Annotated in this window: 17 protein-coding genes; 7 read left to right on the top strand and 10 right to left on the bottom strand. The window is 60.3% G+C overall.

All coding sequences use genetic code 11. From position 1 onward, the window contains the following. Position 1: 1 nt before the first annotated feature. Positions 2 to 355, bottom strand: a complete 354-nt coding sequence (locus HU727_RS02380) for a DUF6124 family protein (protein WP_186528097.1) — start codon at positions 353 to 355, stop codon at positions 2 to 4. Positions 356 to 745: 390 nt separating this feature from the next. Between HU727_RS02380 and HU727_RS02385 the strand changes: the two genes are divergently transcribed. Then, on the top strand, positions 746 to 1,138 hold the full coding sequence (locus HU727_RS02385; RefSeq protein ID WP_186528098.1) for a GFA family protein: 393 nt from the start codon (positions 746 to 748) through the stop codon (positions 1,136 to 1,138). A gap of 94 nt (positions 1,139 to 1,232) precedes the next feature. Beyond that, positions 1,233 to 2,198: a sensor domain-containing diguanylate cyclase gene (locus tag HU727_RS02390; protein ID WP_186528099.1), complete on the top strand. Its 966-nt coding sequence runs from the start codon at positions 1,233 to 1,235 to the stop codon at positions 2,196 to 2,198. Between the two features lie 106 nt (positions 2,199 to 2,304). On the opposite strand, the gene fabI is transcribed toward HU727_RS02390, so the two are convergent. From fabI to gloB, 8 genes are all read right to left on the bottom strand, one after another. Continuing rightward, positions 2,305 to 3,099: an enoyl-ACP reductase FabI gene (gene fabI, locus HU727_RS02395; RefSeq protein WP_007906751.1), complete on the bottom strand. Its 795-nt coding sequence runs from the start codon at positions 3,097 to 3,099 to the stop codon at positions 2,305 to 2,307. Positions 3,100 to 3,118: 19 nt separating this feature from the next. Next, positions 3,119 to 4,729 (bottom strand): ABC transporter ATP-binding protein, encoded by a 1,611-nt coding sequence (locus tag HU727_RS02400; protein ID WP_186528100.1) that lies wholly within the window; start codon positions 4,727 to 4,729, stop codon positions 3,119 to 3,121. 1 nt (position 4,730) lies between these two features. After that, complete coding sequence (locus tag HU727_RS02405; protein ID WP_186528101.1) at positions 4,731 to 5,750, bottom strand: ABC transporter permease; 1,020 nt, start codon at positions 5,748 to 5,750, stop codon at positions 4,731 to 4,733. A 1-nt stretch (position 5,751) separates the two neighbouring features. Beyond that, the gene (locus HU727_RS02410; protein ID WP_186528102.1) at positions 5,752 to 6,825 is read right to left on the bottom strand and encodes a microcin C ABC transporter permease YejB; all 1,074 of its coding nucleotides are present in this window, start codon (positions 6,823 to 6,825) and stop codon (positions 5,752 to 5,754) included. 4 nt (positions 6,826 to 6,829) lie between these two features. Continuing rightward, complete coding sequence (locus tag HU727_RS02415; RefSeq protein WP_186528103.1) at positions 6,830 to 8,671, bottom strand: extracellular solute-binding protein; 1,842 nt, start codon at positions 8,669 to 8,671, stop codon at positions 6,830 to 6,832. After that, the gene (locus tag HU727_RS02420) at positions 8,668 to 10,500 is read right to left on the bottom strand and encodes an extracellular solute-binding protein (RefSeq protein ID WP_186528104.1); all 1,833 of its coding nucleotides are present in this window, start codon (positions 10,498 to 10,500) and stop codon (positions 8,668 to 8,670) included. The genes HU727_RS02415 and HU727_RS02420 overlap by 4 nt, the downstream gene beginning before the upstream one ends. 310 nt (positions 10,501 to 10,810) lie before the next feature. Continuing rightward, positions 10,811 to 12,274, bottom strand: coding sequence for a transglycosylase SLT domain-containing protein (locus tag HU727_RS02425; protein WP_186528105.1), 1,464 nt, complete (start codon positions 12,272 to 12,274; stop codon positions 10,811 to 10,813). 99 nt (positions 12,275 to 12,373) lie between these two features. After that, entirely contained in the window at positions 12,374 to 13,141 is a 768-nt protein-coding gene (gloB, locus tag HU727_RS02430) for a hydroxyacylglutathione hydrolase (protein WP_186528106.1), read from the bottom strand. A 66-nt stretch (positions 13,142 to 13,207) separates the two neighbouring features. Between gloB and HU727_RS02435 the strand changes: the two genes are divergently transcribed. The 5 genes from HU727_RS02435 to HU727_RS02455 all read left to right on the top strand — a co-directional run bounded on the left by HU727_RS02435 (position 13,208) and on the right by HU727_RS02455 (position 18,407). Next, positions 13,208 to 13,966, top strand: a complete 759-nt coding sequence (locus tag HU727_RS02435; RefSeq protein ID WP_186528107.1) for a class I SAM-dependent methyltransferase — start codon at positions 13,208 to 13,210, stop codon at positions 13,964 to 13,966. Positions 13,967 to 14,056: 90 nt separating this feature from the next. Further along, positions 14,057 to 14,518, top strand: coding sequence for a ribonuclease HI (gene rnhA / locus HU727_RS02440; RefSeq protein ID WP_186528108.1), 462 nt, complete (start codon positions 14,057 to 14,059; stop codon positions 14,516 to 14,518). Positions 14,519 to 14,626: 108 nt separating this feature from the next. Continuing rightward, positions 14,627 to 15,385: a DNA polymerase III subunit epsilon gene (gene dnaQ, locus HU727_RS02445; RefSeq protein WP_186528109.1), complete on the top strand. Its 759-nt coding sequence runs from the start codon at positions 14,627 to 14,629 to the stop codon at positions 15,383 to 15,385. Positions 15,386 to 15,522: 137 nt separating this feature from the next. After that, positions 15,523 to 17,778, top strand: a complete 2,256-nt coding sequence (locus HU727_RS02450) for an Orn/Lys/Arg family decarboxylase (RefSeq protein WP_186528110.1) — start codon at positions 15,523 to 15,525, stop codon at positions 17,776 to 17,778. A 14-nt stretch (positions 17,779 to 17,792) separates the two neighbouring features. After that, entirely contained in the window at positions 17,793 to 18,407 is a 615-nt protein-coding gene (locus HU727_RS02455) for a GNAT family N-acetyltransferase (protein WP_186529205.1), read from the top strand. Here the strand turns inward: HU727_RS02455 and HU727_RS02460 are convergent. Beyond that, positions 18,373 to 19,266, bottom strand: coding sequence for a LysR family transcriptional regulator (locus HU727_RS02460; RefSeq protein ID WP_186528111.1), 894 nt, complete (start codon positions 19,264 to 19,266; stop codon positions 18,373 to 18,375). The two genes, HU727_RS02455 and HU727_RS02460, sit on opposite strands and share 35 nt — an antisense overlap. Position 19,267: the final 1 nt, after the last annotated feature.

The raw sequence follows: 19,267 nt of genomic DNA on the forward strand, positions 1-19,267 counted from the left end.
CCTAATGCGGCAAGCGCAGATTGTCGAGCAATCGATTGACCAGCAGTTCGTTCATCATGATCAGCTGTTGCAGCGCCAGGATCGGCCTGCGCTCCGGGCCGCCGATAGAGTTGGCGATGTTGCCGGCCATGGCATTGGCTGACGACAGCGATTCGCAGGCTTCGACGAGCAGGGTTTCGTCATCCAGCGTGGGGTCGACTATATAAACGGGGCTGGCCTTGGGCGGAGGCGGCGGGACGGCGAGGTGTTCTGGCTTGAGGTAGTAGTCGAGGGCGCGGTCGGCGGCTTCTTTGACTTTCTGCGGATCGAGCGCGGGGTCGTGGGGGATTGGCGGGTTGGGGGTTACTTTGAACATGAATGAAGCTCCAATTTGATAAATGGGAGCGATCACCCTCGCTACCAAACGGCGGGTGGCGGCCATGCGCAGGTTGGTAGACCGGTCAAATCGGGAAACCCGGCGCTCACAGAGGAGCCCCACGCATGCCCACCATACAAAGCCATACCTCAAAAAAGAGGCAGCATTGAGGTGTCGCAACAACGACAATTTGAAGCGGGCTACCAAACCCGATCACTGTTTTAGTGACGGACAAACGATATAGCCAGCCTCATAGCCGCGTAAGCCGGCGGATTCTGGCGTACGCGTAGGTAACGACGCAAGGTGTTGTAGGTCGGATGGTGTAACGCATAGGTTCTTTTAAACACCATCTAACAATTGTGTTTATCAAGGACGCAAAGGAGAGAAACCATGAATCCCTTCACCGGCGGATGCCTGTGCGGCGAGGTCCGTTTTCAAGCGACTGGCCAGCCTTACCGGGTCGGGCTCTGCCATTGCCTCGATTGTCGCAAAGTCCACGGCGCACTGTTCCATGCTTCGGCGATTTTTCCTGAAGAGGCGGTGACCACCAGTGGCGAAACCCATGAGTACAAAGGGCGGCATTTCTGCCCGCGCTGTGGCTCGTCGGTGTTCAACCGCAGTGGCGATGAAATAGAGCTGAATCTCGGTGCACTCGATGCGCCCGATCAACTGAAACCGACCTACGAGAGCTGGACCGTGCGCCGCGAGTCATGGCTGCCTGCATTTCCACTGGCCAGACATTACAGCGGTGATCGTGAAGGCAAGGGGCGGGCAGAGGGGTAATGCATTCAGTGAGATCGTGAGCGCACCGACGATCGATGTAATCTTCGGCGATTTCGCGCTACGCTCACAGCATGACTGTTTACGGAGTGTGCAGATGCAGGTGCCCGGAAAACCCGACAATGAAACCGTAAGAATCCAGACGCTGGAAAATCTCAACCTGCTCGACTCTGCCCCTGAAGAGCGTTTCGATCGGCTGACGCGCCTGGCCAAGCGCTTGTTCAACGTGCCGATCGCACTGGTCACGCTGGTGGACAAGGATCGCCAGTGGTTCAAGTCCTGCGTGGGTCTGGACGCCACCGAAACGTCGCGCGATGTGTCGTTCTGCGGCCATGCGATCTTGCGCGATGAAATGTTGCTGGTGCCCGATGCGCTGGAGGATGTGCGTTTTCATGACAATCCATTGGTGACGGGCGCGCCGAATATCCGCTTTTACGCCGGCTATCCGCTGACGGTGCCTCAGGGCAACAAGTTGGGCACTTTGTGTCTGATCGACACCAAACCCCGCGACCTCGATGAAGAAGAGCGCGCCTTGTTGCGTGACCTGGCAGAGATGGCCGAGCAAGAGCTGACCGCGGTGCAGATGGCGAGCATGGATGAGCTGACGCTGCTGTCCAATCGCCGTGGTTTCAAGCAATTGGCCCAGCATGCGCTGGATGCCTGCGCGCGGTTGAACCGGCCGGCGACGCTATTGTTTTTCGACCTGAACGACTTCAAGCAGATCAACGACCTGTACGGCCATGCCGAGGGCGACGGTGCGTTGAAGACCTTCGCCGATGTGTTGCGCATTGCCTTTCGCGAGAGCGATGTGGTCGGGCGCCTGGGGGGTGATGAGTTTGTCGCGCTGCTGACCGGTTCCAGCCACGTCGAAACCACGCAGATCATGACGCGGCTCAAGGAAATCCTCGAAGAACGCAACGCCACGCTGCACCGCGGGTACGCGATTCGCTTCAGCGTCGGCCAGATCGAATACGACCCCAAACGCCACGAAACGGTGGATCGGCTGCTGGCGGACGCGGACGGCGCGATGTATGCGCACAAGCAGGCGTTGAAGCGCTGCTGATTCAGGCCTCGTCGCTGGCAAACCAGCTGCGCAGGGATCGGGCTTGAAATCAGGGGCATAAAAAAACCCGCCACAAGAGGCGGGTTTTTTATCGGCTACAGGAAGATCACTCTTCGATGTTGCCCATCGCGGTGGTGTTGAAGCCGCCGTCGACGTACATGATTTCACCGCTGATGCCCGACGCCAGGTCGGAGCACAGGAAGGCGCCGGCGTTGCCGACTTCGTCGATGGTGACGTTGCGACGCAGCGGGGTTTGCGCTTCGTTGGCGGCCAGCATCTTGCGGAAGTTCTTGATGCCGGAAGCGGCCAGAGTGCGGATTGGGCCGGCCGATACGCAGTTGACGCGGGTACCGTCCGGGCCCAGGGAGCCGGCCAGGTAACGCACGCCGGCTTCCAGCGAAGCCTTGGCCATGCCCATCACGTTGTAGTTCGGCATGGTGCGCTCGGCCCCCAGGTACGACAGGGTCAGCAGGCTGCCGTTGCGGCCTTTCATCATTTCGCGGCCGGCTTTGGCCAGCGCCACGAAGCTGTAGGCACTGATGTCGTGAGCGATGCGGAAACCTTCGCGGGTGGTGGCTTCGGTGAAGTCGCCGTCCAGCTGGTCGCCCGGAGCGAAGCCAACGGAGTGAACGATGCAGTCCAGGCCGTCCCACTTCTTGCTCAGTGCTTCGAAGACCTTGGCGATTTCTTCATCGCTGGCCACGTCGCACGGAAAGCACAGCTCAGGGCTCGAACCCCAGCCCTGTGCGAACTCTTCGACGCGACCCTTGAGTTTGTCGTTCTGATAAGTGAAGGCAAGCTCAGCGCCCTCGCGATGCATGGCGGCAGCGATGCCGGATGCGATGGACAGCTTGCTGGCGACACCGACGATCAGTACGCGCTTACCGGCGAGAAAACCCATGTGTTGCTCCTCTTTCAGGTTATTGCGCAGTGGCTGGTGCCAGAAAAGCGGCTTCCAGCAACTGCTGTGTATACGGATGTTGGGGGGCGGCAAAAATACTTTGCGCGTCTCCCTGTTCGACCACTTGGCCATGCTTGACCACCATCAACTGGTGGCTCAGCGCTTTGACGACAGCCAGGTCATGGCTGATGAACAAATACGTCAGGTTGTACTTGGCTTGCAGTGAACGCAACAGCTCCACCACTTGCCGCTGCACCGTCCGGTCGAGGGCCGAAGTCGGCTCGTCCAGCAGGATCAGCGCCGGTTTGAGCACCAGGGCCCGGGCAATGGCGATGCGCTGCCGTTGCCCACCGGAAAATTCGTGGGGGTAGCGGTGCCGGGTTTCCGGATCCAGACCTACCTCCTTCAATGCCGCAATAACCGCCGCTTCCTGCTCGGCGGCGGTACCCATCTTGTGTATCCGCAGGCCTTCGCCAACGATGTCGTTGACGCACATGCGCGGGCTCAGGCTGCCAAACGGGTCCTGAAACACCACCTGCATCTCCCGACGCAACGGGCGAACCTCGTTCTGCGTCAGGCAGTCTAGCTGCTTGCCTTCAAAGCGGATGGCGCCTTTGCTGCCGATCAGCCGCAAAATCGCCAGACCCAGCGTGGATTTGCCGGAACCGCTTTCCCCCACGATCCCCAGGGTCTGACCCTGAGGCAGGCTGAAATTGATGCCGTCCACTGCCTTGACGTAATCCACCGTGCGCTTGAGCAGGCCTTTCTTGATCGGGAACCAGACTTTCAGGTCCTCGACTTCGAGCAGCGGCGCCCCGATTTCATTGCTCGCCGGACCGCCGCTGGGCTCTGCGCCAAGCAGTTCCCGAGTGTACGGATGCTGCGGCGAACGGAACAGCTCTGCGCACGATGCCTGTTCGACGATGCAACCGCGCTGCATGACACATACGCGATGCGCAATTCTTCGCACCAGGTTCAAATCGTGACTGATCAGTAGCAACGACATGCCCAATCGGGCCTGAAGTTCCTTGAGCAAATCGAGGATTTTCAGCTGAACGGTCACGTCCAGCGCGGTGGTCGGTTCGTCGGCAATCAGCAGTTCCGGCTCGTTCGCCAGGGCCATGGCGATCATCACCCGCTGGCGTTGACCACCGGAGAGTTCGTGGGGCAGGGCCTTGAGGCGCTTGTGCGGCTCGGGAATGCCGACCATTTCCAGCAGTTCCAGCGTGCGTCTGGTCGCGACTTTGCCGCTCAAACCCTTGTGGATGCCGAGGATTTCGTTGATTTGCTTTTCGATCGAGTGCAGTGGATTGAGCGAGGTCATCGGCTCCTGAAAGATCATCGCGATGCGGTTGCCACGAATGTGGCGCAGGGTCTTTTCGCTCAAGCCCAGCAGATTCTGCCCGGCGTAATTGATGCTGCCGGCCGGATGGCGCGCCATGGGGTAGGGCAGCAGGCGCAGGATCGAGTGCGCCGTCACCGATTTGCCCGAGCCGGATTCGCCAACCAGCGCCAGGGTTTCGCCACGCTTGATGTCGAAACTCACGCCCTCGACCACACGGTGTATGCGCTCGCCGAAACCGAACTCGACGGCGAGGTCACGCACTTCAATCAGATTGTCCTGATTCATTTCACTTCCTCGGGTCGAAGGCATCGCGAGCGGACTCGCCGATGAACACCAGCAAACTCAGCATCAGCGCCAGCACGGCAAACGCACTCATGCCCAGCCACGGCGCCTGCAGGTTGGATTTGCCCTGCGCGACCAATTCACCCAGCGACGGGCTGCCGGCCGGCAAGCCGAAGCCGAGGAAGTCCAGCGCGGTGAGCGTGCCGATGGCGCCGGTGAGGATGAACGGCATGAATGTCATGGTCGACACCATGGCATTGGGCAGAATGTGGCGGAACATGATCGCGCCGTTTTGCATGCCCAAGGCCCGCGCCGCGCGCACGTATTCCAGATTGCGCCCGCGCAGGAACTCGGCACGCACCACATCGACCAGGCTCATCCAGGAAAACAGCAACATGATCCCCAGCAGCCACCAGAAATTCGGCTGGACGAAACTGGCGAGGATGATCAGCAGGTACAGCACCGGCAACCCTGACCAGATCTCCAGAAAACGCTGCCCGGCCAGATCGACCCAGCCGCCGTAAAAACCCTGCAGCGCACCGGCAATTACGCCGATGATCGAGCTCAGTACTGTCAACGTCAGGGCAAACAGCACCGAAATCCGGAAACCATAAATCACCCGCGCCAGCACGTCGCGGCCCTGGTCGTCGGTGCCCAGCAAATTATCCGCCGAGGGCGGCGCTGGCGCGGGGACTTTCAGGTCGTAGTTGATGCTCTGGTAGCTGTAGGGAATCGGCGCCCACAGCACCCAGGCATCCTTGGCCTTGAGCAGTTCGCGGATGTACGGGCTCTTGTAATTGGCTTCCAGCGGGAACTCGCCGCCGAAGGCGGTTTCCGGGTAGCGCTTGATCGCCGGGAAGTACCAGTTGTTGTCGTAATGCACCACCAGCGGTTTGTCGTTGGCGATCAGCTCGGCGCCCAGGCTCAGCCCCATCAGAATCAGAAACAGCCACAGCGACCACCAGCCACGCTTGTTGGCCTTGAACAGTTCGAAGCGGCGGCGGTTGAGAGGGGACAGATTCATCTCAATGCTCCCGGCTTTCGAAGTCGATTCGCGGATCGACAAAGGTGTAGGTGAGGTCACCGATCAGTTTCACCACCAGCCCGAGCAGGGTGAAGATGAACAGCGTGCCGAACACCACCGGGTAATCACGGTTGATCGCCGCTTCGAAACTCATCAGGCCCAGGCCGTCGAGGGAGAAAATGACTTCCACCAGCAACGACCCGGTGAAGAAGATGCCGATGAATGCCGACGGGAAACCGGCGATCACCAACAGCATGGCGTTGCGGAACACGTGACCGTAGAGCACGCGATGGCGCGTCAGGCCCTTGGCCTTGGCGGTGACCACGTACTGTTTGTTGATTTCATCGAGGAAGCTGTTTTTGGTCAGCAAGGTCATGGTCGCAAAGTTGCCGATCACCAGCGCCGTGACGGGCAACGCCAGGTGCCAGAAGTAATCGAGGATCTTGCCGCCCATGCTCAATTCGTCAAAGTTGTTCGAGGTCAGGCCTCGCAGCGGAAACCAGTCCAGATAGCTGCCGCCGGCAAACACCACGATCAGCAGGATTGCGAACAGAAACGCCGGGATCGCATAGCCGACGATGATCGCCGAACTGGTCCAGACGTCGAAATGGCTGCCGTGTCGCGTGGCCTTGGCGATCCCCAGCGGGATCGACACCAGGTACATGATCAGCGTGCTCCACAGGCCCAGCGAAATCGATACCGGCATCTTTTCCTTGATCAGGTCGATGACCTTGGCGTCGCGGAAGAAGCTGTCGCCAAAGTCCAGCTGCGCGTAGTTCTTGACCATGATCCACAGGCGTTCCGGGGCCGATTTGTCGAACCCGTACATGTGCTCGATTTCCTTGATCAGCGCCGGATCCAGTCCCTGCGCGCCGCGATAGGACGAGCCGGCCACCGCCACCTCGGCGCCGCCGCCGGCGATGCGGCTGGTGGCGCCTTCGAAACCTTCGAGCTTGGCGATCATCTGCTCGACCGGCCCGCCGGGCGCGGCCTGGATGATCACGAAATTGATCAGCAAAATGCCGAACAGGGTGGGGATGATCAGCAGCAGTCGCCGAAAAATATACGCCAGCATCTGATTACTCCGTGCCCGCAGGGTCGGCTTGCAGTTGGGTTTCGACTTCTACGGCAGGTTTGGCGTCAGGCTTGACCCACCAGGTATTGATGCCGATGTCGTACTTGGGCGAGATTTTCGGGTGGCCGATGTGGTTCCAATAAGCCACGCGCCAGCTTTTGATGTGCCAGTTGGGCACGACGTAATAACCCCATTGCAATACGCGGTCCAATGCGCGGGCATGGGCCACCAGACTTTTGCGCGAATCGGCGTTGATCAGGTTTTCCACCAGTTGATCGACGATCGGATCTTTCAAACCCATGCTGTTGCGACTGCTCGGTTTATCGGCGGCGGCGCTCATCCAGTATTCGCGCTGCTCGTTACCCGGCGAGTTGGACTGCGGAAAGCTGCCGACCATCATGTCGAAGTCCCGCGAACGCACGCGGTTGATGTATTGCGAGACGTCGACGCGACGGATCACCAGCTCGATACCCAGGTCGCTGAGGTTGCGCTTGAACGGCAGCAGTACGCGTTCGAATTCGGTCTGGGCGAGGAGGAACTCAATCACCACCGGTTTGCCCGTGGCGTCGACCATTTTGTCGTCGACAATCTTCCAGCCGGCCTCCTGCAGCAGTTGGTAAGCCTCGCGTTGCTGGGTGCGAATCATGCCGCTGGCATCGGTTTTCGGGTTCTCAAAGGCTTCGCTGAACACTTGGGCCGGCAGTTTGCTGCGGTACGGCTCGAGGATCGCCCGTTGCTCGGCGTCTGGCAGGCCGGTGGCGGCCATTTCCGAGTTCTCGAAATAGCTGCGTGTGCGCACGTAGGCACCGTTGAACAATTGTTTGTTGGTCCATTCGAAATCGAACAGCAGACCAAGCGCCTGGCGCACGCGCACGTCCTGAAACACCGGGCGCCGCAGATTGAAGACGAAACCCTGCATGCCGGTCGGGTTGCTGTTGGGGATCAGTTCCTTGATCAAACGGCCCTCGGTGACAGCGGGAACGTTGTAAGCGCTGGCCCAGTTCTTCGCCGTCATCTCCAGCCAGTAATCAAACTGCCCGGCCTTCAGCGCTTCGAGGGCGACGGTGTTGTCGCGGTAGTAATCGGTGGTCATCGTGTCGAAGTTGTAGAACCCACGGTTGACCGGCAGGTCCTTGCCCCAGTAATCCTTGACCCGCTGGTAACGCACCGAGCGACCGGCCTTCACCTCGGTGACCTGGTAGGGGCCGCTGCCCAACGGAATTTCCAGGTTGCCTTTGTTGAAGTCGCGACTGGCCCACCAGTGTTTCGGCAGGACCGGCAACTGGCCGAGGATCAGCGGTAATTCACGGTTGTTGCTGTGCTTGAACTTGAACAGCACTTTGAGCGGGTCTTCGGCAATGGCTTCGGCGACGTCGTTGTAGTAGCCGCGAAACATCGGCGAGCCTTCTTTGGTCAGCGTTTGGAAACTGAATACCACGTCCTCGGCGCGTACCGGGTGGCCGTCGTGGAAGCGTGCTTCGGGGCGCAGGTAAAAACGCACCCAGCTGTCGTCGTCGGCTTTCTCTATCTTGCTGGCGATCAGGCCGTATTCGGTAAACGGTTCATCGAGACTGTGGCGGGTCAGGGTGTCGTAGATCAGGCCAATGTCATCGGCGGGCACGCCTTTGTTGATGAACGGGTTGAGGCTGTCAAAGCCGCCGAAACCGGCCTGACGGAACACGCCGCCCTTGGGCGCATCGGGGTTCACGTAATCGAAATGCTTGAAGTCGGCCGGGTATTTCGGTGGCTCGTTGTACAGGGTCACGGCGTGTTGCGGGGCGGCGCAGGCCAGCCCGGCGAACAGCAGGCCGCCGGCCTGCACGAGCAGGGCGCGAACAGGATTCATCGATCTTTCTCCGAAGACTTCAGCCACCATGCACTCAGGCCCAGGGTATAGGGCGGCGTGGTGACAAAGGCCAACCGGTTGCGGTAGGCCAGACGGTGATAATTGAGGTACCAGTTGGGAATCATGTAGTGCTGCCAGAGCAGCACGCGGTCGAGCGCCTTGCCGGCGGCGACCTGCTCATCGCGGGTGCGCGCGGCGAGCAATTGTTCGAGCAGGTGATCGACCACCGGGCTGTCGATGCCCGCATAGTTCTTGCTGCCCTTGACCCCGACCTGGCTGGAGTGGAAGTACTGCCATTGTTCCAGGCCCGGGCTGAGCGTCTGGCCGAGGGTCATCGAGACCATATCGAAATCGAATTGATCGAGGCGCTGTTTGTACTGCGCCCGATCAACCGTGCGCAGACGCGCCTCAATGCCGATGCTCTTCAGGTTCTCGATGTACGGCTGGTAGAGGCGCTCCAGGTTCGGATTGACCAACAGCAGCTCAAAGCGCAGCGTTTGCCCGTCAGCATTTTGCAGGCGCTGACCGTTGAGCTTCCAGCCAGCTTCTGCGAGCAGGGCGAGGGCTTTGCGCATGGTTTCGCGCGGGATGCCGCGACCGTCGGTGTGCGGCAGTGTGAACGGCTCGGTAAACAGTTTCGCCGGAAGTTGATCCTTGTACGGCTTGAGCATCAGCCATTCATGCCCGACCGGCAGGCCGGTAGCGCTGAATTCACTGTTGGGGTAGTAGCTGGTCGTGCGTTTGTAGGCATTACTGAACAACGCGTGGTTGGTCCATTCGAAGTCAAACATCAGGCCCAGCGCTTCTCGGGTCTTGACGTCGGCGAAGGTCGCGCGGCGGGTGTTCATGAACAGGCCCTGACTCTGGGTCGGGATCTGATGCGCGACCTGTGCCTTGATCACGTCGCCACGACGTATCGCCGGGAAGTTGTAGCCATTGGCCCAATTCTTCGCCTGATGCTCGATGTAGATGTCGAACTCACCGGCCTTGAACGCCTCGAACGCTACGTCGCTGTCGCGGTAGAACTCGACGGCCATGCGATCGAAGTTGTATTTGCCACGGTTGACCGGCAGGTCCTTGCCCCAGTAGTCCTTGACCCGTTCGAAAATCAACTGGCGCCCCGGCGTCACCGACGTGATGCGATACGGCCCGCTGCCCAGCGGGGGGTCGAAGGTGGTGGCCTTGAAATCGCGGTCTTTCCAATAATGCTGCGGCAGCACCGGCAACTCACCCAGGCGCAGAATCAGCAGCGGATTGCCCGAGCGCTTTAGCACAAAACGGATGCGCTGCTTGTTGAGAATGTCGACCCGCAGCACTTCCTGCAGGGCGGTGCGGTACAGCGGATGGCCATCCTTGAGCAGCAGGCGATAGGAAAATGCCACGTCATAGGTGGTGATCGGCGTGCCGTCATGGAAACGCGCCTCGGGACGCAGATTGAACACCACCCAGCTGCGATCTTCGCTGTACTCCACCGATTGTGCGATCAAGCCGTAACTGGACGCAGGCTCGTCGCCGGACGGGGAATATTGCCCAGTGCCGACCATCAGCGGCTCGTTCAGCTCGTTGATACCGTACTGGAGAAAATTGGCGGTAGTGACCGGGCTGGTGCCCTTGAAGGTATACGGATTGACCGTATCGAAGGTGCCGAACGCCATCACCCGCAACGTTCCGCCCTTGGGCGCTTGCGGGTTGACCCAGTCGAAGTGGGTAAATCTGGCCGGGTACTTGAGCGTGCCGAACTGCGCATAACCATGACTTTCGGTAATCGTCGCGCTTGCGGTTGAGCTAAAGGCCAGGCTGATCAGGAGCAGGAGGAGGGCACGCTTCAAGTCAGATCCGATCCAGGCGGCTTGGGCTTTTGTGGGCCGTACAGTAACAGCTTGTCTGGGCAGGAAAAAGATAGCGGGTTAATGCGCGGTTAATTGCGCGGGTGATGCGCTGGGCGATGCCTTGACTGTGGCGAGGGAGCTTGCTCCCGCTCGGCTGCGAAGCCGCCGCAAAACCGGCGTGTCGGGTCTGTCTGGAAAAATGGAGAGGGCCGCTTCGCGCCCCAGCGGGAGCAAGCTCCCTCGCCACAAGGATTCATCGGTACGAGGGATTTCGGCAATAAAAAGCCCCTGAATTCAGGGGCTCTTTCGATCAGTGCGGCGAATAAACCGTGAGCATCTGCCCCGGTTTCAGCGCCTTGCCCGCACCCGGGTTCCAGCGCTTGAGATGTTGCATCTCGACGTTGAAACGCTTGGCAACCACATACAGCGTGTCGCCTCGCTTGACCTTGTACTGCGTCTGCTGCTTGCTCTCGGCCTTGCCTTTGGTCTTGCTGTTGGCCGCCACCACGGTGTTGACCCGGCCGGATTTGCGTGCCGGCGTGCGCTTGGTGTTGTCCTGCATGACCAGGGTCTGGCCGACCTTGAGGTTCTTGCCGGTCAGCTTGTTCCAGCGCTGCAGGTCCTTGACTTCGACCTTGTTGGCCTTGGCGATGGAGCCGAGGTTGTCGCCACGCTTGACCCGATAGGCACGCTTGAGCTGCGCCACTTCGGACGGGTCGGCGCCATCGAACACGGGTTTGAGCGAGCGCGGGCTGATCAGCTCGTCAGGGCGCATGGTCTGCAGACTGGCGGTCAGCAGCTGCGCCTTGGAGGTCGGCACCAGCAAATGCTGCGGGCCATCGATGGTGGTGCGTTGTTTGAACGCCGGGTTGAGCTGGAACAGCTCATCTTCGTCGATGTTGGCCACGGCAGCGACCTTGGACAGGTCCATGCGCTGGTTGATTTCGACGACCTGGAAGTACGGTTCGTTGGCGATCGGGTTCAGGTTCACACCGTAAGCTTCCGGTGCAAGAACCACTTGCGACAGCGCCAGCAGTTTTGGCACGTACGCCTGGGTTTCCGATGGCAGCGGCAGGTTCCAGTAGTCGGTGGGCAAACCGAGCTTTTCATTACGCTCGATCGCACGGCTTACGGTGCCTTCGCCAGCGTTGTAGGCCGCGAGGGCCAGCAGCCAGTCACCGTTGAACATGTCATGCAGGCGGGTCAGGTAATCCATGGCCGCGGTGGTCGAGGCGGTGATGTCGCGACGGCCATCATAGAAGCGGGTCTGACGCAGATTGAAATAACGTCCGGTCGAGGGGATGAACTGCCACAGGCCCACCGCATCGGCCCGGGAATAGGCCATCGGGTTGTAGGCGCTTTCAATTACTGGCAGCAGGGCCAGTTCCAGCGGCATGTTGCGTTCTTCGAGGCGCTCGACGATGTAATGAATGTAGAGGCTGCCGCGTTCACCGGCATTTTCCAGAAAAGAGGGATTGCTGGCGAACCACAGGCGCTGTTGCTCGATGCGCGGGTTCACGCCAAGGCCTTCCTGCAGCTGGAAGCCCTGACGCATGCGTTCCCAGATGTCCTGAGGAACCTGCGGAGTGGGCTTCTCGGTCAGCCAGATGGGCTTCTGCTTGGCTCGCGCAGCAATGTTCGGCGTATGCGTCGCTTCAGTCTGCGGAGCATGGCTGGAACAGCCCACCAGCGTGGCGGACACAGCCACCGCGATGGCTTGCGCCAGGCGGGTCAATGCGTCTGAATTGACGGACTTACGTATGGATGACGACATTGGCTGGAAGTAAGTTCCGGGCGAAAATGTCGGGCGATTCTAGAAAGCGCACCCCCTGCGGTCAACCATTGAGAATTTTTGCCCCAACCGGCACGGTCATCAGAACGTGTCTTTCCATGCTCGCAATGCCGCAAATACCTCATTCGGCGCCCGGTTTTGAGCGCCGTCCCGTTCGTCCACTTTTTGTGTAACCAATGTTTCAGAGGTGCGCAAAAACGGATTGGTGAGCTTTTCCAGGGCGAGGGTCGACGGCAGGGTCATGACGCCGTTCTGTCGCTGCTGGGTGACTTTTGCCAGACGAGCGGCAATGTCCGGGTTGTGCGGTTCGACGGCGGCGGCGAACTTGAGATTGCTCAAGGTGTATTCATGGGTGCAGTACACCAGCGTATCTTCAGGCAGGGCCGCGAGCCGGCTCAGCGAGTGATGCATCTGCTGCGGCGTGCCTTCGAACAGCCGGCCGCAACCGGCGGCAAACAGGGTGTCGCCACAGAACAGCAAGCCGTGGTGGTAATAGGCAATGTGTCCCAAAGTGTGACCAGGCACCGCATGGACGTCGAAGTCCCAGCCGAGCACGCTGACGGTATCGTTGTCTTTCAAAGCGACATCCCGCCCGGGGATTTTTTCGCTGGCCGGCCCGTAGACAGTGGCGCCGCTGGCCGCTTTCAGGCGCTCGACGCCTCCGACGTGGTCATGGTGATGGTGGGTGATCAGGATATCGCTCAACACCCAGCCGGGATGAGCCTCGAGCCACGCCTGTACCGGGGCGGCGTCGCCCGGATCGACCACCGCGCAGCGCTGGGTCTGGTGATCCTGTAACAACCAGATGTAGTTGTCGGTGAACGCGGGCAGGGCACTGATCTGTATCATCGTCGGAATTCGCCAAGCGGAAAACATTGGCGCATCTTAGTGGTTCCTGGCGCGTTGGAGAATGACATGACCGATAAAGCGTTTGCTCAGGCCGACCCCGACTGGCTGGCGTTGATCAGCGCCGCCCGGGATTGGCTATCAGGCCCGCTCGGGCAATTCTTGCTCGATGAAGAGCGGCGCATGCTCGACGACGAGCTCGGCCGGTTCTTTGGCGGCTATCTGGTGCATTACGGCCCGTCCGCCGAAACGCCCCCGGCCGCGCCGCAAGTCCAGCGCAATGTGCGTCTCGGCGCGCCGTTGCCCGGGGTCGAGATTGTCTGCGAAGAGCAAGCCTGGCCGTTGAGCGAGCACGCCGCCGATGTCGTGGTGATGCAGCACGGTCTGGATTTCTGCCTGTCACCCCACGGTTTGCTGCGCGAAGCGGCGAGCAGCGTGCGCCCTGGCGGGCATCTGCTGATCATCGGCATCAATCCCTGGAGCACCTGGGGTCTGCGACATTTTTTTGCCCATGACGCCTTGCGCAAGGCGCGCTGTATCTCACCGTCGCGGGTCGGCGACTGGCTCAACCTGCTGGGCTTCGCGCTGGAGAAACGCCGCTTCGGGTGCTATCGTCCGCCGCTCGCGTCGCCCAAGTGGCAGAATCGCCTGGCCGGCTGGGAACGCAAGGCCGGTGACTGGCAATTGTCCGGTGGCGGCTTCTATTTATTGGTAGCGCGCAAGATCGTGGTAGGCCTCAGGCCTTTGCGCCAGGAGCGCCGCGAGCCGATGGGCAAGCTGATTCCGCTGCCGATGGCCAAGGTCAACCGCCGTCGCATCGAACCGTAACTTACTTTTTTATTGATGGCCGGACCCGCTCCGGCCATGGCTGTCGTCGATCGCGGATCGGCGAGGCTGCATTTTTCTGGATGAGTTGGCATGAGCGAAAGCGTCGATACCGTAGAACTGTTCACTGATGGCGCCTGCAAGGGCAACCCTGGCCCCGGCGGTTGGGGCGCTCTGCTGGTGTGCAAGGGCGTCGAGAAGGAACTGTGGGGCGGCGAAGCCAATACCACCAACAATCGCATGGAACTGCTCGGCGCAATCCGCGGCCTCGAAGCGCTCAAGCGCCCGTGCGAAGTGCTGCTGGTGACCGACTCGCAATACGTGATGAAAGGCATCAACGAGTGGATGGCCAACTGGAAGAAGCGCGGCTGGAAAACCGCCGCGAAGGAGCCGGTGAAAAACGCTGATCTGTGGAAAGAGCTGGATGAACAGGTCAACCGCCACACAGTCACCTGGAAATGGGTGCGCGGGCACATTGGTCATCACGGTAATGAGCGGGCTGACCAATTGGCTAATCGTGGGGTGGATGAGGTTCGCGGTTACAAACAGACATGACATCCCGGGCATGCCCGATCGCGAGCAGGCTCACTCCTACAGGGTTAAGGTCTGGCGTGTTAACATCCGCGCTTTTGCACGATTGACCCGTTGAGAGCTGAGCACCTGATGGCAACCAGATCCGTTGTACTCGATACCGAAACCACCGGCATGCCGGTGACCGATGGTCACCGGATCATTGAAATCGGTTGCGTCGAACTGATCGGTCGGCGCCTCACGGGCCGGCACTTCCACGTATACCTGCAACCGGATCGCGAGAGTGACGAGGGCGCCATCGGCGTGCACGGCATCACCAACGAATTTCTGGTCGGCAAGCCGCGTTTTGCCGAAGTCGCCGATGAATTCTTCGAGTTCATCAAGGGCGCGCAACTGATCATCCATAACGCGGCGTTCGACGTTGGTTTCATCAACAACGAATTCGCGTTGATGGGCCAGCACGATCGTGCCGACATCACCCAGCACTGCACCATCCTCGACACCTTGTTGATGGCCCGGGAGCGCCACCCCGGGCAGCGCAACAGCCTCGATGCGTTGTGCAAGCGCTACGGCGTTGACAACTCCGGCCGTGAATTGCACGGCGCCTTGCTCGACTCCGAGATCCTCGCCGACGTCTACCTGACCATGACCGGTGGTCAGACCAGCCTGTCGCTGGCCGGCAACGCCTCCGATGGTAATGGCACGGGCGAGGGCGCCGACAATTCGGCCACCGAGATCCGTCGTCTGCCTGCCGATCGCCAGCCGGCGCGCATCATTCGGGCGACCGAGGATGAACTGGCGGCGCATCTGGTGCGGCTGGACATCATCGCCAAATCGGCAGGTGCGCCAGCATTGTGGACGCAGATCGCGGAAGCTGACGCTCACGCCTGACAGATCAAAAAATCGCAGGCTGCGATCTTTGCTGTTGGTGGCGTGAAGCCAAGTTGCCACCCTCGCCACTTCTGCTGCAACCCTCTACGCTGAGTGCATTGGCAGTTGCAAACCTGCCGCCTCAGGACACTGAGCTCATGTATAAGGATTTGAAGTTTCCGGTGTTGATCGTGCACCGCGACATCAGGGCCGACACGGTTGCCGGTGAGCGTGTCCGCGGCATCGCCCGGGAGCTGGAGCAGGAAGGTTTCAATATCGTCTCGGCCACCGATTACGCCGAAGGGCGCCTGGTGGCAGCGACGCATCATGGTCTGGCGTGCATGCTGATTGCTGCCGAAGACGCCAGCGCCCATTCTCATCTTTTACACAACATGGCTGAACTGATCGGTCTGGCGCGGGTGCGTGCACCGGATTTGCCGATCTTCGCCCTGGGCGAGCAAGTCACCCTTGAGAATGCGCCGGCCGACGCCATGGCCGAGCTTAATCAATTGCGCGGCATCCTTTATCTGTTCGAAGACACCGTACCGTTTCTGGCCCGGCAAGTTGCCCGTGCGGCGCGCAAGTACCTGGACGGTTTGCTGCCGCCATTCTTCAAGGCGCTGGTGCAACACACCGCCGATTCCAACTATTCCTGGCACACGCCCGGGCATGGCGGCGGCGTGGCCTATCACAAGAGTCCGGTCGGGCAGGCGTTTCACCAGTTTTTTGGCGAGAACACGCTGCGTTCGGACCTGTCGGTTTCGGTACCTGAACTGGGTTCGCTGCTCGACCATACCGGGCCGCTGGCCGAAGCCGAAGCCCGTGCGGCGCGCAATTTCGGGGCCGATCACACTTTTTTCGTGATCAACGGCACCTCGACCGCGAACAAAATTGTCTGGCATTCGATGGTCGGTCGCGACGACCTGGTGTTGGTTGATCGCAACTGTCACAAGTCGGTGTTGCACGCGATCATCATGACCGGTGCAATTCCGTTGTACCTGTGCCCGGAGCGCAATGAGCTGGGAATCATCGGCCCGATTCCGCTGAGCGAATTCAGTCGCGATTCAATCCAGGCCAAGATCGATGCCAGCCCGTTGACCCAGGGCCGCGAACCGAAGGTCAAACTCGCGGTGGTGACCAATTCGACCTACGACGGCCTCTGTTACAACGCCGAGCTGATCAAGCAAAATCTGGGCTGTAGCGTCGAGGTGCTGCATTTCGACGAAGCCTGGTATGCCTACGCGGCGTTTCATGAGTTCTTCGCCGGGCGCTACGGCATGGCCACCTCGCGCAGCGAAGACAGCCCGCTGGTGTTCACCACTCACTCCACGCACAAAGTGCTCGCCGCGTTCAGTCAGGCTTCGATGATTCATGTGCAGGATGGCGGCGCACGCCAGCTGGATCGTGACCGTTTCAATGAAGCGTTCATGATGCACATCTCGACCTCGCCGCAGTACAGCATCATTGCCTCGCTCGATGTGGCGTCGGCGATGATGGAAGGCCCGGCCGGGCGTTCGCTGTTGCAGGAAACCTTCGACGAAGCGCTGAGTTTTCGTCGCGCGCTGGCCAATCTTCGTCAGCACATCGCTGCCGATGACTGGTGGTTCTCGATCTGGCAGCCGCCGGGAGTGGAGGGCATCGACCGCGTTAAGACCGAAGACTGGCTGCTCAAGCCGGGTGCCGACTGGCACGGCTTCGATGGGGTCACTGACGATTACGTGTTGCTCGATCCGATCAAGGTCACGCTGGTGATGCCCGGCCTGAATGCTGGCGGCGCGTTGACCGAGAACGGTATCCCGGCGGTGGTGGTCAGCAGGTTTCTCTGGGAGCGCGGGCTGGTTGTGGAAAAAACCGGCCTGTATTCATTTCTGGTGCTGTTTTCCATGGGCATCACCAAAGGCAAATGGAGCACGCTGCTCACCGAACTGCTGGAATTCAAGCGCAGCTACGACGCCAATGTTCGCCTGGAGGACTGTCTGCCCTGCGTGGCTCAGCAAGACAGCGCGCGTTATCGGGGCATGGGCCTGCGCGATCTGTGTGATCAGTTGCACGCCTGTTACCGCAGCAATACCACGGCCAAACACCTCAAGCGCATGTACACCGTGCTTCCGGAAATCGCCATGAAGCCTGCCCGGGCCTATGATCATCTGGTGCGCGGCGAGGTCGAGGCGGTGCCTATCGATGATCTCGAAGGTCGTATCGCCGCCGTGATGCTGGTGCCGTATCCTCCGGGCATTCCGTTGATCATGCCCGGCGAACGCTTCACCGAATCGACCCGCTCGATCATCGATTACCTGAAATTTGCTCGCACGTTCGATAGCAGCTTCCCCGGTTTTGTCGCGGATGTGCATGGATTGCAGCACGAAGATGAAGGCAATGGGCGGTTGTATACCGTCGATTGCGTTAAGGAGTGAGGATGTTTCCCAGTATGCAACCGGTCATGAATCCGAAGTACCCAGGGTTGTCGGTGCGTGTCGCCGACGAAGGCTTTGCGCCTTATATCTGGGGCAGCGACTTCAGTTTTGAGGTGACGGCCTATGGCGCCGCGGTGATCGGCAAACCGGTGGAGCAATGGGCGGTGACGCCGATCGTGCCGTACCGCAAGTGCTACGGCATCGATCCCGAGGAGTTCAGTGCTTTTCATAACGCGCCCGACAGTGCGATTTTCATGGCCTGGCTGGACGATGAGCCGGTCGGCCATCTGGTGATCAGCACCAACTGGAACGGCTTTGCCCACATTGATGAACTGGCGGTGCATGCTCCGGCGCGGCGCCACGGCGTGGCCAAGGCGCTTCTTGATGTTGCGCAGTTCTGGAGTCGCAAAAAGAAACTGCCCGGCATCATGCTCGAAACCCAGAACAACAACCTCGGCGCCTGTCGCCTGTACGAGCGCTGCGGTTATGTGGTCGGTGGCATCGATCAGTTGCGTTATCGCGGCATCGATCCGCACACCGCCGAAGTCGCGCTGTTCTGGTATCGCCTGTTCGATAACCCGCTGGAAAATCCGCTCAGCTCGACAACATCGCCTCGGCTTGTTCCGTGACGATTGCCAGCAACGTTTGAACTGCCCCTACGGGTGCGGCGTGTTTGAAGGTCAGGGCGTAGAGGCTGATCGGTACGGCCGGGGACAGCGGGCAGACGTCAAGGCCGGCGGCACGTGCGCCCAGGGCAGTGAACGGATCGACAATGGCCAGGCCTTCGCCCGCTTCGACCATGCTGCGCATCATTTGGTGGGTTTGCACACGGGTTTGAATGCTCGGTGCCGGGCGCAAGGCGAGGAGTTTGCTTTCCAGCGCCGGGCTCAGCGGCTCCTGACCTTCGAGGCCGACCATGGCCTGACCCGCCAGATCCTGCAGCGAAATGTATTTCTGTTTCGGCTGCAGCCAGCCGTGTGGTGCGAGCAACTGCAGTTTGCCCTGCGCCAGCGGTTGGCAGTGGATGTCGGGATGTTCGGGATCGTGCAGGCTCAAGCCCAGATCGCTTTCACGCAGTAACAGGCTGCGGACAATGTCGCGGGTTGGTGCGCTGAGCAGGCTGCAAGGTGCATCGGGCAAGCGTCGACGCAGGGTGGCGATGCTTTGCGGCAGTAATTGTTCGGCCAGCGGCGGGGTACCGATGATGCGCAAGGGCGGGGCGAGGTATTGCTTGAGGCTGCTGGCCAGGCGCTGCACCGGCTCCAGCGCCTCATAGACGTGCGCGATTTCCACCTGCAGGGCCCGCGCTTCCGGCGTCGATTGCAGGCGCCCGCGAACGCTGGCGAACAGCATGAACCCCAACTGGCTTTCGGCTTCGCGCAAGCGCTCTTCGATTTCGGCCACCGGCAATTGCAGCCATTCGGCGGCGGTGCCCAGGTGACCGGTCTGCAAGAGCGCCTGAATCACTTCGATATGGCGTAAACGCATG

Source organism: Pseudomonas khorasanensis (genome assembly GCF_014268505.2).
GTDB classification, from domain to species: Bacteria; Pseudomonadota; Gammaproteobacteria; order Pseudomonadales; family Pseudomonadaceae; genus Aquipseudomonas; species Aquipseudomonas khorasanensis.